Here is a 13,818-nt window from a genome sequence, read left to right as displayed (position 1 = left end):
AATCTTGCCTGAGGCTAAGGTATTAGCAAAGTATTGTTACATCATCAGGAGAAGGAGTTTTCCATGCAGCTCGACGGTTCCTGCCATTGCGGCGCGGTTACGTTCAGTCTTGAGAGTGCTCATCCCTACCCCTATCAGCGATGCTATTGCTCGATTTGCCGCAAGACCCAAGGGGGTGGCGGGTATGCGATCAATCTTGGGGGGGATGCCAAGAGCCTGAGGGTGCGGGGGCGCAAGTTGATTTCGATTTATCACGCGCGGATGAAGGGGCCGGGGGATAGTCGGGCGCATGCGAGTACGGCTGAGCGGCATTTCTGTTCGCAGTGTGGGTCGGGGTTGTGGTTGTTCAGTCCGGAGTGGCCGGCGTTGATTCATCCGTTTGCTTCGGCGATTGATACGCCGTTGCCGGTGCCGCCGGAGCATACGCATTTGATGTTGGGGTCGAAGGCGCCTTGGGTTGAGGTGAGTGTTCGGCCGGGGGATCTGGAGTTTGAGGAGTATCCGCAGGAGTCGATTGCCCAGTGGCATGGGCGGTTGGGCCTGGGCTGATGGGTGTATATCCGTTGTTGCGGTAACGGCTGATATTGGTTCCGCTCTTACAGCGGCTCACTTTTGAACAGCGCAAAAGTAAGCAAAACGCTCTTGCCCCACCACTCGGCACCTCGCTTGGGCTCGGTGTGCCCGCACTCCGGCAGCACGAAGCGGGCCGCCGCGACGGGGCGTCCCTGCCCCGTCGCGGCTAAACCGGCGTCCTGCCGGTTTACCCGCTCCGTACTGCCTACGTTCGGCCAGCGTGGTTTAACGGGGCGCCTAAGATCAAGATCAAAAGCAGATCAAGGGCACAGCGGCCTACAGGCCGGCTTGAGTGTTAAGAGCGAAAGCAAAGCTGCTTTTCTGTAGGAGCGAGCTTGCTCGCGAAAAACCTGAGGGCGCCGCGTTGAATCAGGATGCCAACGTCATCGTTAACGACCTTCGCGAGCAAGCCCGCTCCCACATTTGGACCGTGCCCGCTTTAGCTTCTGATTTGGCTGTTGCTTCACCACACTCAAGCCGGCCGGTAGGCCGCTGTGCTCTTGCTTTTGATCTGCTTTTGATCTTGATCTGCAGGCCCCGTCAACCACGATGGCCGCAAGCAGGCACGGTGGAGCGGGTAAATCGGCAGGGAAGCCGATTTAGCCGCGCCGGGCCATGGATGGCCCGTCGCGGCGGCCCGCGGAACCGGGCCGGAGTGCGGGCATGCCGAGCCTAGGCGAGGCACCGAGTGGTGGGGCAAAGACCTTTTGGTTACTTTTGGCTGGGCCGGCATTCCGGGCGTTTGCCAAAAGTGACCCGCTGTAAGAGCGGAACCATAAGCCGCCGTTACCGCAGCAACGGATATGTACACCAAATCAAACAGCCGCCAAAGACGGCTCCAACTGCCGCTGAGCCAACCAAATCTCCTCCTGCAACCACCGCGCAAACACCTGCAACTGCGGCGTATCCGTCTGCTCCGGCCGGGTCACCAACCAATACGACTGATGCCCCTCCACATGCACATTCAACACCTGCGTCAACTGCCCACTGGCCAACTCCGAAGCCACCATATGCCAATCCGCAATGGTAATCCCCAACCCATCGATCGCCGCCCGAATCGCCAAATCCAGCAGGTCAAACTCATACCCACCCTCGATATCAACCCCACCGATCCGCGCCGCATCCAGCCAGTGCTTCCACGTCAGATACCGCTGATCCTCCCGCGCCAACACATGCAGCAACGTCATGCGATTCAGATCAATCCCGTCACTCCACTCCCGGGCATACAACGACGGCGCACACACCGCGATATGCCGCTCCTGAATCAACAACGAGCTGTCCAACCCATCCCACTCCCCATCGCCAAACCGAATAGCACAATCGAGGGTGCTGGTCTCCGCCAGGCTGTCCTGCAACCGCGTGGTAATGCTCAGCTCCAACTCCGGATGCTGCTCACGCAAACGCCCCAACCGCGGCATCAACCAACGATTGGTAAAGGTCGGCGGCGCGTTGATGTGCAAGCGATTGGCATGGGACTTCTGCTGGATACTGCGCACCGTCAGCTCGATCTTGTCGAACGACTGGTGCAACGCCCGCAGCAACACACGCCCGGCACTGGTCAACTCCAGGTGGTGGTGGCGACGCTCCAGCAGCGCCTCGCCCAACTGTTCTTCAAGCTGGCGCACCTGGCGGCTGACCGCACTCTGCGTCACGTTCAACAGCTCGGCAGCCCGGGTAAAACTGCCGGTGCTGCCGGCGACTTCGAAAGCTTTAAGGGCGTTGAGACCGGGCATTTTGCGTTTCATGGACGACACTCGGGAGCACAGGGGAAATAACCCGCACAACATACCTTTTTGTATCGGGTCAGCGGTAGCGCCCTGGGTTGACGGAGAATTAATCGCCCCAGGCACCGAACGTGTCGTTTATCGATGTATCCCGTCGCTCACGAACAAATACCATGCGAATAACGCATGCACACTAAGACAATTAAGCATTGGTCGCCGCCAAACGATAAACGTTAGTCTGCCGATGTACTTCTTGTCACTTCGCCTCTCTCGTTCGCGATTAACTTATCGAGTCATCGCCATGTCCAGCGCATCCGTTTCATCCCGGCGAAGTATTGGCTTGCTGGCACTGGTGTTTACCGCGTGCAATGCCACCACCCACGGTTTCAGTGTGTTCCTGTATTCGGCGCTGTTGCCGCAGATCCGCCTGGCGTTTGAACTCAGTTACAGCCAGGCCGCGTTGATTGCCGCGCTGTTGCAGTTGTTCTACATGGGCGCCTCAATTGCCAGCGGCCTGGCCGCAGCGTGGATCAGCCCGCACAATATGGTGCGCCTGACCATCGTCCTCAGCCCCGCCCTGCTGGCCCTGACCGTCGCTACGCCGTGGGTGTTGCCGTTTGCGTTGTGCCTGGCGCTGGTGTCGGCCTGCGCGGTATCGAACTGGAACGCGATTTCCGCTCTGGCCCAGGAGGTGATCCCGGCCACTCACCGCAGCCGCGTGCTGGGGCTGGCGTCGTCGGGGTCGGCGTTTGCGCTGTGTTTGAACGGATTGTTGATCGCGCTGCTGCAGGGCTTGTCCCTGCGGCAGTTCTGGCTGATCTGTGCCGGGTTGACGCTGGTTGTCACGCTGCTGACCTTATGGACATTGGCCCCGCTCAAGGAGCCGGCACCTCGCGAGGCCAAGGCGCCCGCGCTGAGTCAGGTGCTGCGCCAATGGCTGAACCTGTGTGTGGCGCAGCCGGTGGCGATGCAGATCGTGTTGCTCAGCGCGTTTATCGGCGTCATCAGCGGGCCGTTCCTGAACTTCCTGTCGGCATTTGTCAGCGAGCAATTGCAGGCCAGCGCCTCCGTCACCGGGTCGATGTGGACGCTGATCGGCATCGGCGGGGTCATCGGCGGCTTGCTGCTGGGCACGCTGGCAGACCGTTGGGGGGCGTTGCGGGTGATGGCCCTGAGTATCGGCCCGTTTGGCCTCAGTATGCTTGGCTTGCTCGGGCATCCCAGCCTGTTGCTGAGCTGGCTGGCAGCCGGGCTGTTCGCGCTGTTTTATTTCCCGTGCTGGGGCTTGATGGCCGCCTACGTCGGCGCCCGGCTCAACCCCGTGCACAGCCTGCAAGTGGTGAGCCTGAGCATGGTCAGCTACGGCCTCGCCAGTGCCACCGCGAATGCCCTGTCCGGCTGGCTGCTGCAAGTCACCGGGGAGTTTGCGGTGGTGCACGGCTGGATCGCGGCCTGGGTGCTGGCCAGCCTGTTATTGCTGAAGCGCATGGCCCATCGACACACCCGCGAAGCGCTGGCCGCCCAGATGCCCTGAGTGGCCCAATTGCCGGCGCAGAATCTCCACCAGTGCGTCCACTTCCGGCACCTGGCAACCGGCTGAGCGCCAGAACATCAGGCGCGCCGGCGCAATCGGCGGGAAGCCCTGGCGCTCGTCCAGGATCTGCCAGTCGGGCGGCACCAAGCGACGGGCCATCACGCCGACCGACAGCCCCTGCTCGATCGCAATCGCAATGCCCCGCGGACTCTGGCTGGTATAAACCACCTGCCACGAGCGCCCGGACTGGGCCAGCGCCTGCACCGCATTCGCACGAAACGCACAGCCCTCGGCATACACCGCCAGCGGCACCGACTGGCGCCCCACGCAACTCCAGCTGGGCGCCGCCACCCACACCAGCGGCTCGTCGCACAGGTATTCGCCGGCCTGCAAACCGGCGTGTTCCACCCCCAGCACCAGGTCCAACTCGCCCCGTTGCAGGCGCCCCACCAGGGCCGTGGACATCTCGCAGCACACGTCGGGCCGTACCTGGGCGAACTGCGTCTGGAAGTCCTTGAGCATCCCGCCCAGGCAATACTCGGCGTAGTCCTCGGGCATGCCGAGGTGGATGCACACCTGTTCATTGGGCAATTGCGCGGCGCTGACGGCCTCGCTGTGCAGCTTGAGGATCTGCCGGGCGTAGATCAAAAAGGTTTCGCCACCGGGGGTCAGGCCTACCGAGCGACTGGTGCGGCGGATCAGCGGCGTGCCGACGATGTCCTCCAGCCGTTGCAGGCTCTGGCTGACGGTGGATTGGGTCTTGTGCAGGCGCTCGGCGGCGGCCGAGAAACCCTGGCACTCGATAATTGCCACAAACACTTTAAGCAGGGTGCCATCCAGTTCGCCCGACATAACTATCGCCCTCGCCGATGGATTCGATCACAACTTGTAATTTCCACTTTGCACCTCGTTCAGCAACTATCGGTTCAGCCAAAAAACACCAACTGATAGTTCCGGGAGTCTTGCATGAGCCTTCAACTTGCTGACGCTGAAGTGGGCGATATCAGCGACATTATTAATACCGAGCTGTATCCCATACATGATTCGGGCCATGTTCAATTGCAGGCACTGATCGAACACGCCCGGGCCGAACTGGCCGAAGACGGTTGCTGCCTGCTGAAGAACTTCCTGCGCCCCGCCGCGCTGGAACAGGCACGCCTGGAAGGCCTGGCGCTGTCGGGCAAGACGTTCTATTCGGTGCGCAAGGTCAATGCCTACTTCACCGAAGATGACGCTTCCCTGCCCCAGGATGATCCGCGCCGCACGTTCATGGAGCGCACCAGCGGTTTTGTGACCCGCGACATGATTGCCCCGGACGCGATCATCCACCGGCTGTACGTATCGCCGATGATGAAACGCTTTATCGGCGCCTGCCTCAACGAACCGGAAATCTACGAGTACGCCGACCCGTTCGCGGGGCTGGTGATCAACGTGATGCCCGACGGCACCGAGCAGCCCTGGCACTTCGATACCAACGAATTCATCGTCAGCATGATGACCCAGAAGCCCGAGGCCGGCGGCCTGTTCGAGTACGCGCCGATGATTCGCTCCCGCACCCAGGAGAACCTCGGCGCAGTGGGCAAGGTGGTGCGTGGCGAAGACCGTTCGCAGGTGCAGGAACTGGAGCTCAACCCCGGCGACTTGCAGATCTTCAAGGGCCGTTTTTCGGTGCACCGCGTCACCCGTGTTGAAGGCGCCACCGAGCGCAATACGGCGATCTTCGCCTACTCCGAAAAGCCCGGAATCATCGGCCGCGCCCAGCGCACCAAACAGCTTTACGGACGCCTGTCCGAAGCCCATCTGCAAGCCGAACGCAACCTGGTCCGCAGCGATCAGTTGCTCGACTGACCCACATCCCAAAAAACTAAAAAACTGTATTTGCCCTGCGAGGAACACCCCATGAGTCTGTCCGGCCCCAACCGCAACCCTGCCGATTGCGAACCTACCTATGACGAGATCCAACAGATCCAACTGGACCGCCTGCAACGGGTACGCAACGAACTGAAAAAACGCGACTACGCCGCCTGCGTGCTGTTCGACCCCACCCACATGCGCTACGCCACCGGCTCGCGCAACATGCAGGTGTATTCGGCGCGCAACCCGGCTCGCTATGCGTTTATCCCGGCCGAAGGCCCAGTGGTGGTGTTTGAATTCGGCGGCTGCCTGCACCTGGCTGAAACCCTCAACACCGTCGATGAAGTACGCCCGGCCAAGGCCATCTCCTATTACTTCTGCGAAAGTTTCCTGGGCAATGTCACCGCCGACTGGGCCGCCGAAATCGATGAACTGGTGCGTAAATGTGGCGGCGGCAAACGTATCGCCATTGAAAGCGCCACCTCGGCCGCGGCCTTCGAACTGCAAAAGCTCGGCTATCAGATTTTCGATGCCCAGGAACCGCTGGAACGTGCGCGCTGCATCAAGGTGCCGAACGAACTCAAGATGATCCGCGCCAGCCTGCGTGCCACCGAAGCCGGGGTGCGCCTGATGGAAAGCAAGCTCAAGCCCGGCATCAGCGAGAACGAATTGTGGTCGCACCTGCACCAGCATGTGATCGCCACCGACGGTGATTACGTCGAGACCCGCCTGCTGTCTTCAGGGCCCCGTACCAACCCGTGGTTCCAGGAGTGCAGCACCCGGCCCATCGAGGCCGGCGACCTGGTGGCGCTGGACACTGACGTGGTCGGGCGTTTCGGCTACTACGCCGACTTTTCGCGGACCTTTCTCTGCGGCGAACAGGCCGCCACCGCCAAGCAGCAGGAGCTGTACAAGCTGGCTTACGAGCAAGTGCAGACCAACATGGAAATGCTCAAGGCCGGACGCAGTTTCAAGGAGTACGCGGAACTGGCCTGGAAGATTCCCGAGCATTACAAAAACAACCGTTACTTCGCCCTGGTGCACGGGGTGGGCATGACCGGTGAATACCCCTACGTAGTGCACCGCGAAGACATTGATGCCCTGGGCTACGACGGCGTGTTCGAAGCCGGCATGACCATCTGCGTGGAAAGCTACATCGGCCACGATGACGGCGGCGAAGGGGTCAAGCTGGAAGAGCAGATCTACATCCACGAACACGGCATCGAGTTGCTCTCCGATTACCCGTTCGACCCGCGCTTGTTGCGCTAACCCCCAGGATACAAACACCCCCGTAGCAGCTGTCGAGCCTTGGCGAGGCTGCGTAGCGGTGTATCAGGCAAACCGCAAAAGCAGCCTCGCCAAGGCTCGACAGCTGCTACGCATGAGTGAGTTTGGGCCATACGCATGAATGGCCTTAGATCGATGGGTGGGCTTGGGATCGGTGAGTAACATGCGTTTATAGAACGTTCCAACGCAGAATTTGTCGTTTGTCGATCTTTGCGCAAATGACAAAACTGCGGGCATCTCTAATAAAAACAACATGAGAGCTGCCCTATGTCCCGTCCCATTGCCACCCTCCCGACTTCGTTGCGCCTTGTTCTTCTGCCGGCTTCACAGCGGTCACGCTCGCGCCTTCCCGGCGCTCGCCACTGACCCTTGCGGTTCAACAAAAAAACGCACATTCGCAAGTACCGGAGAGGCTTATGAAAGAGTTGACTACCCTGGACGGCGCCGCGCCGCATCCAGCCGTAAATAATCTGTGTGCCCAGGTGCAAAGCGGCGAAATCAACCGCCGCCAATTCCTGCGCACGGCCGCGCTGCTGGGCATCACCGTCGCCAGCGCCAACACCTTTCTCGGCTCCGCACTGCTGGGCAATGACGCCCAGGCCGCCGAGCCTCGCCAGGGCGGCAGCCTACGGTTTGCCTGCGCGATCCAGGAAATCCAGGACCCGATGCTCATCACCTGGATCGAAGCCTCGAACCTGTTGCGCAACTCGGTGGAATACCTGACCTGGGTCGACGCTGACAACATCACCCACCCGTATCTCGCCGAGAGTTGGAGCCCGTCGGAAGACCTCACCACCTGGACCTTCAACCTGCGCCAGAACGTGAAGTGGAGCAACGGTGACACCTTCAACGTCGACGACGTGCAGCATAATATCGAACGCTGGATTGCCGCCGACTCCAAGTCGGTGAATCGCACCGCATTCCAGGACATCAAGGCCTTCGAGAAAGTCAGCGAATTCCAGTTCCGCCTGGTGCTCAAGCGGCCAATCCTGGCGATTCCGGAAATGCTCAATGCCTTCACCTGCGCCATCGTGCACCGCAGCTTCAAGGCCGGTGATGACTGGGCGAAAAACCCGCTGGGCACCGGGCCGTTCAAGCTGGTTTCATTCGCGGTGAACAAGCAGGCGACCTTCGCCAAGCGCGCCGATTACTGGGGCAAGCCGGCCAACCTCGACGAACTGCGCTACGTCGACATGGGCACCGACGTATCCACTCACCTCGCCGCCCTGCAAGCCGGGCAAGTGGACGTGCTGTACCGCGTGACCGTGGCCGAGCTGGACCTGGCCAAGCGTTTGCCCGGTGCACAGTTGCTCACCTGCAAATCCGCGCAAACCGTGGTAATGCGCATGGCCTGCGACCAGAAGCCCTTCACCGACCTGCGCATTCGCAAGGCCGTGGTGCTGTGCGCCGACAACGCGCAGATGCTGAAGATCGCTTATCGCGGCATGGGCACCCTTGGCGAAGACCATCATGTGGCGCCCTCCCACCCCGAATATTTCCCGCTGCCCAAGCGCAACCGCGATGTGGCGGCGGCGAAGAATCTGCTGGCCGAAGCCGGCTTCCCGAACGGCATCGACATCGACCTGATCGTCGGCAATACCCAAGGCCGTTATGAGCAGGACTGCGCGCAGATCCTGCAACAGAACTGCCTGGAAGCCGGGATCCGCATCAACCTCAAAGTGATCCCCGCTGCACAGTACTGGCCGATCTGGGACAAGGCCGCCTTCAGCCTGACCTACTGGGCCCATCGTCCGCTCGGGGTAATGTCCCTTGAGCTGGCCTACCGTGGCGGTGTTGCCTGGAACGAAAGCCATTACAGCGACCCGGCGTTCGATGCCGCGCTGGACAAAGCCATGGGCATCATCGACCCGAAACAGCGCGCCGTGGCGATGGAAGATGTCGAACGCATCCTGCAGGACGCCTGCGTGATCGTGCAGCCATTCTGGGGCGACAAGTTCACCGCCGTGAGCAAAAAGGTCCAGGGCTTCCAGGTGCACCCTTCCGACTTCTACCCGATGGACAGTGTGTGGATGAGCGCTTGATTCAGGCGCGACCTATTTCCTGCCCGTATTCGGGCAGGCATCCCTAGAACAGTCGGAGCATGCACCCATGGCTCATTTTCTGATGCGCAAGTTATTGGCGCTGGTGGCGACCCTGCTGTCGGTGTCATTGATCGTGTTCCTGGCCCTGGAACTGAACATCGAAGACGTGGCGATCAACGTCCTCGGCCCCTACTCCGCAGCCGACCAGCGCGCGGCGTGGCTGGTGGAACACGGCTACAACCAACCCTTTGTGTGGCGCTACCTGGTGTGGCTCAAGGACTTTGTCAGCGGCGACTGGGGCACCTCGGTGTACTTTCGCGAATCGGTGATCAAGCAGCTGCTGCCGAACCTCGCGCAAACCCTGACCCTGGCCGGTCTGGCATTGCTGGTGATGGTGCCGGTGGCGTTGACCCTCGGCATCCTCGCCGGAATTCGCCAGGGCTCGGCGCTGGACCGCCTGGTGTCGTTCCTGTCGATCGTCACCACCTCGATTCCCGACTTCGCCAGCGCGGTCTTCGTCTCGGCGATCTTTGTGTTCTGGCTCAATTGGCTGCCCGGCGTCAGCAGCATGAGCGAGGGTTTCAGTGCGGTGGAACTGGTGCTGCCCTTGATGGTGCTGTGCCTGTTCGGCATCGGCTACCTGGCGCGCATCACCCGCGCTTCGATGGTGGAAGTGATGCAGGCGCCGTACATCCGCACCGCGCGGCTCAAGGGCGCATCGACCTCACGCATCGTGCTGCGCCATGCCCTGCGCAATGTGCTGATCGCGCCAGTCACGGTGATCATGCTGTACATCCCGTGGCTGCTGTCGAACGTGATCGTGGTGGAGGTGTTCTTCGCCTACAAGGGCTTCGGCTCGCTGCTGTACACCGCCTCGCTTAACCACGACGTGTACCTGATCGAGGCCTGCGCGATGGTCAGTGCCGTGGTGGTGGGCATCACCAAGATCTTCTCGGACCTGGCCTACACCTGGCTCAACCCGCGCATCACCCTGCGTAGCCTTGGCGGAGGTTCCCAATGAATGTCCTGCAATCCTTCAAACATCCCTTGGCGCTGCTCGGCCTGCTGCTGGTGGGCGGCTGGGTACTGATTGCGCTGTTTGCGCCGTGGATCGCGCCCCATGATCCGCTGGAAAGCTTCACGCCCTTGCTCACGCCAATGACCGCAGGCGACAACGGCCAGAGCTTCTTGCTGGGCACCGACATGATCGGCCGCGACATTCTTTCGCGGCTGATCTGGGGCACCCGTACCGTGTTGTTCTGGTCGATTCTCGCCACCCTCACCGCCTTTGCCGTCGGCATCGCCATGGGCTTGTGCGCCGGTTACTTCAATGGCTGGGTCGACAGTGTGCTGTCGTATGTGGCGGACACGGTGCTGTCGTTCCCGGTGCTGGTGTTGTACATCGTGATCATCATCGCCCTCGGTGCTTCGGCGCTGAATATCCTGATTGCGGTGACCTTCACCAGCGCGCCGGCGATCTTCCGGATCATGCGCGCCCTGACCATCGACATCCGCTCGCGAGACTACGTGCTCAGCGCCATCACCCAGGGCGAAGGGTCGCTGCGGATCATGCTGGTGGAAATCCTGCCCAACTGCGGCGGGCCGTTGATTGTCGATTTCTGCCTGCGCATCGGCTACACCGCGATCATGATCGGCGCCCTGGGCTTCCTCGGCCTCGGCCTGCCACCACCGACACCGGACTGGGGCGGCATGATCAACGACGGCCGCGCCATGGCTATCGCGTTCCCGCACCTGGTGATCTTCCCGTGCATCGCCATCTCCACCCTGATGCTGGGCCTGAGCCTGCTGGCGGACGGCCTGGATGAACACGCCCAGAAAGGCGCAAGGAGTTGAGCATGAACCCCACACAAGTGCTGCGGGTGCAGAACCTGTCCATCGAACTGCCCGCCGGTGCCGACCGCAGCCATGCGGTGCAGGGCATCAGCCTGGAGGTGCGCAAGGGTGAAATCCTGTGCGTGATCGGTGAGTCCGGCTCGGGCAAGTCCGTGCTGTCGGCGGCGATCATGGGCGACTACGCCAAGGGTTTGCGGCATACCGAAGGCGTGATCGACTTTCTCGGCGATGACATGTGTACCCTCGATGAGGAACGTTTGCGCCAGTTGCGGGGCAACCGCATCGCGATGATTTTCCAGGAGCCGATGGCGGCGCTTAACCCGGCGATTCGCATCGGCAAGCAAGTGGAAGAGATCTTCGATATTCACGCGCCGCAGATGCCTGCCGCTGAACGTCGCGAGCGCATGCTGGTGCTGCTGGAATCGACGCAACTGCCGGACCCGCCACGCATCGCCAACAGCTTTCCCCATCAATTGTCCGGCGGCCAATGCCAGCGGGTGGTGATTGCCATGGCCCTGGCAATGAACCCGGATTTGCTGATCGCCGACGAACCTACCACGGCGCTGGATGTGACCACTCAGGCGCAAGTGCTGAAGCTGGTGCGTGAACTGCGCGGTCGCGGGCAACACGGCATTCTGTTTATCACCCATGACTTCGGCGTGGTGGCGCAGATTGCCGACCGTATCGCGGTGATGGAAGGCGGCCGGCTGGTGGAAATCGGCGAGCGCGACCAGGTGCTGAACGCCCCGGCCCACGCCTACACCCGCAAGCTGATTGCAGCCGTGCCGGCCTTGCATCCGGAGCTGCACAAGCCGAGTGCCGACGGCGAGCTGGCACTGCGCATCGAGAACCTGACCAAGACCTACACCGTCGGCGGCAGCTCGGTGGCGGCGCTGCGCAATGTCTCGCTGCAACTGCCTCGGGGCAAGACGCTGGCGATTGTCGGCGAGTCGGGCTCGGGGAAAAGTACATTGGTGAAAGCGGCGATCCGCCTGGTAGACAGCGACAGCGGCCATGTGTGGGTCGGCGATACCGACTTCCTGGCCTTGCGCGGTTCGGCGCTGGCAGCGAATCGTCGGCGGATCCAGATGATTTTCCAGGACCCGTATGGCTCGCTCAATCCTCGCCATCGAGTGGGCGACATCATCGCCCGCGCGGCGCAACTGCGCGGGTTGTCGGCCAAGGATGCGTGGGCTGAAGCCGGTGATTTGCTGGAACAAGTGGGCCTCAAGCGCGACGCCCTCAAGCGCAAGCCCCGGCAGTTCTCCGGCGGCCAGCGCCAACGCATCGGCATCGCCCGCGCCCTGGCGATGCGCCCGGAAGTGTTGATCGCCGATGAGAGCGTGTCGGCCCTGGATGTCTCGGTGCAGAAACAGGTGCTGGAGCTGTTGGCTGAACTGCAACAGCGGCTGAACCTGAGCATCCTGTTCATCACCCACGACCTGCGGGTGGCGGCGCAGATCAGCGACTACATCGCGGTGATGCGCCAGGGTGAAGTCGTGGAATACGGCACTGCCGAGCAAGTGTTGCTGCGGCCACAAAACACCTACACCCAAACCTTGCTGGCGGCCGCCCCCGGCGCCTCGGAGCTGCCCGCCGCCGGCCCGCCGCTGCGGCTGATTCGCCCGCAAGCGCACTGAGTCACCCCTTTACCCCGCGTCGCAGCGTTCGCTGCGGCAAGGGGCTGCTGTTGCCAAAAAATAACCAATAACGAGAGCAAAACCATGCGACCAACCCTCCGTTACATCGCCCTGGTCCCTGTGCTTGGCGCCCTTGCGGCACCGGCCATGGCCGTGCAAGTCACCGACAACCTGGACCTCGGCGGCGCCATACGCGCCCGTTGGGACTACGACCCGGATCGCGGCATCCAGAAGTTCGGCCTCGATACCGCGTTCCTCAGCGCCAAGTACAACTCCGACACCTGGATCGGCGAGGCGCAGTATCGGTTCTACGGGCGCTCCTACCCGTACCAGTACACCAAGAACTACGGCGATATCCAGTTCGCCAAGTTCGCCTGGGTGGGCTACAAGTTCAACCCCGACCAGCAGGTGCAAGTGGGCCTCAACACTGTGCCGTTTGGTTTGCAACCGTACTTCGGCAGCACCTTCTACGAGACCCTGGGCAACGTCATCGGCCTGGAAGATGTGCAGCAGGTGGGCGCCAAATACATCCAGCAAAGCGGCGACTGGAACATCCAGGCCGGTTACTACCTGCGCCCGGCGTGGCAAGGCAAAGGCACGAGCAAGGGCGTCACCTACTCCAGCGTGATCTCCGAAGCCGACAGCTACGTGGGCGACGGCAGTAACAACCAGGAACGCAATACCGTGGTGGTGCGGGTGGCCAAGGCCATGGACCTGGGCAACTGGAAGTCGGAAGTCGGGCTGTCCGGCTTGACCTCCACCCTGGAGAACAAGGACACCAACGACGATGGCCGGCGCAACGCGGTAGCGATCCACTACCTGGGCAAGAACGGGCCATGGGGCGTGCAATTGCAGGCGGCACGGCAGCAGATGTCGCCACGCAACCCGGGCACCGACAGTGTGGTGACGTTGGGCGGGTACGACGGCACCTTCAACGTGGCCAGCCGGGGCAATTTGTATGTGGCGGATTTGAGCTATGACGTGGGCGGCAAGTACCTGTTTGACCAAATCAGCGGCGTGAAGCTGTATGCCAACTACAGTGCGTTTGACAAGTCCGAGGATCAGTTCAAGACGTCGCAGCGAGTGATTTTGGGAACGTCGTTTTCGGTCAGTAAATTGTGGGTAGCGACGGAGTGGTTGATCGGCAAGAACGACCCGTATATCGGTGGGAGCAGCTATACCGAGAGCCTGGGGGCTGGGGGGAGTAACCAGTGGGAGAATCAGTTGTATATGAACATTGGGTATTACTTCTAAACAGGCGGCGTCATCACTGACGCCTTCGCGAGCAAGCCCGCTCCCACATTTTGACC

General features: G+C 61.5%; 11 protein-coding genes. 9 read left to right on the top strand and 2 right to left on the bottom strand.

Annotation, left to right across the window (positions count from 1 at the left end; all coding sequences use genetic code 11):
* Positions 1 to 63 precede the first annotated feature (63 nt).
* Positions 64 to 549 (top strand): GFA family protein, encoded by a 486-nt coding sequence (locus tag ACA046_RS15085; protein WP_459021327.1) that lies wholly within the window; start codon positions 64 to 66, stop codon positions 547 to 549.
* 839 nt (positions 550 to 1,388) lie between these two features.
* Here the strand turns inward: ACA046_RS15085 and ACA046_RS15080 are convergent.
* Complete coding sequence (locus ACA046_RS15080; protein ID WP_459021329.1) at positions 1,389 to 2,318, bottom strand: LysR substrate-binding domain-containing protein; 930 nt, start codon at positions 2,316 to 2,318, stop codon at positions 1,389 to 1,391.
* 280 nt (positions 2,319 to 2,598) lie between these two features.
* Between ACA046_RS15080 and ACA046_RS15075 the strand changes: the two genes are divergently transcribed.
* Positions 2,599 to 3,831, top strand: coding sequence for an MFS transporter (locus ACA046_RS15075; protein WP_497676910.1), 1,233 nt, complete (start codon positions 2,599 to 2,601; stop codon positions 3,829 to 3,831).
* On the opposite strand, the gene ACA046_RS15070 is transcribed toward ACA046_RS15075, so the two are convergent.
* Complete coding sequence (locus ACA046_RS15070) at positions 3,769 to 4,683, bottom strand: LysR family transcriptional regulator (protein ID WP_497676909.1); 915 nt, start codon at positions 4,681 to 4,683, stop codon at positions 3,769 to 3,771. The genes ACA046_RS15075 and ACA046_RS15070 overlap by 63 nt on opposite strands.
* 114 nt (positions 4,684 to 4,797) lie before the next feature.
* On the opposite strand from ACA046_RS15070, the gene ACA046_RS15065 reads away from it, so the two are divergent.
* The 7 genes from ACA046_RS15065 (at position 4,798) to ACA046_RS15035 (ending at position 13,762) form a co-directional block, all read left to right on the top strand.
* The gene (locus ACA046_RS15065; RefSeq protein ID WP_459021335.1) at positions 4,798 to 5,679 is read left to right on the top strand and encodes a HalD/BesD family halogenase; all 882 of its coding nucleotides are present in this window, start codon (positions 4,798 to 4,800) and stop codon (positions 5,677 to 5,679) included.
* Positions 5,680 to 5,730: 51 nt separating this feature from the next.
* Positions 5,731 to 6,954, top strand: a complete 1,224-nt coding sequence (locus ACA046_RS15060; RefSeq protein WP_459021337.1) for a M24 family metallopeptidase — start codon at positions 5,731 to 5,733, stop codon at positions 6,952 to 6,954.
* 434 nt (positions 6,955 to 7,388) lie between these two features.
* On the top strand, positions 7,389 to 9,014 hold the full coding sequence (locus tag ACA046_RS15055) for an ABC transporter substrate-binding protein (protein ID WP_497676908.1): 1,626 nt from the start codon (positions 7,389 to 7,391) through the stop codon (positions 9,012 to 9,014).
* Positions 9,015 to 9,081: 67 nt separating this feature from the next.
* Positions 9,082 to 10,035, top strand: a complete 954-nt coding sequence (locus tag ACA046_RS15050; protein WP_497676907.1) for an ABC transporter permease — start codon at positions 9,082 to 9,084, stop codon at positions 10,033 to 10,035.
* The gene (locus ACA046_RS15045) at positions 10,032 to 10,868 is read left to right on the top strand and encodes an ABC transporter permease (RefSeq protein ID WP_063029586.1); all 837 of its coding nucleotides are present in this window, start codon (positions 10,032 to 10,034) and stop codon (positions 10,866 to 10,868) included. The genes ACA046_RS15050 and ACA046_RS15045 overlap by 4 nt, the downstream gene beginning before the upstream one ends.
* 2 nt (positions 10,869 to 10,870) lie before the next feature.
* Positions 10,871 to 12,508, top strand: a complete 1,638-nt coding sequence (locus tag ACA046_RS15040) for a dipeptide ABC transporter ATP-binding protein (protein WP_497676906.1) — start codon at positions 10,871 to 10,873, stop codon at positions 12,506 to 12,508.
* A gap of 84 nt (positions 12,509 to 12,592) precedes the next feature.
* Complete coding sequence (locus tag ACA046_RS15035; protein WP_497676905.1) at positions 12,593 to 13,762, top strand: hypothetical protein; 1,170 nt, start codon at positions 12,593 to 12,595, stop codon at positions 13,760 to 13,762.
* The last annotated feature ends 56 nt before the right edge of the window (positions 13,763 to 13,818 follow it).

It is taken from the genome of Pseudomonas sp. LBUM1641, from assembly GCF_059716235.1.
Note: the sequence above shows the minus strand (reverse complement) of the source record. Positions and strands in the feature narration are given on the sequence as shown.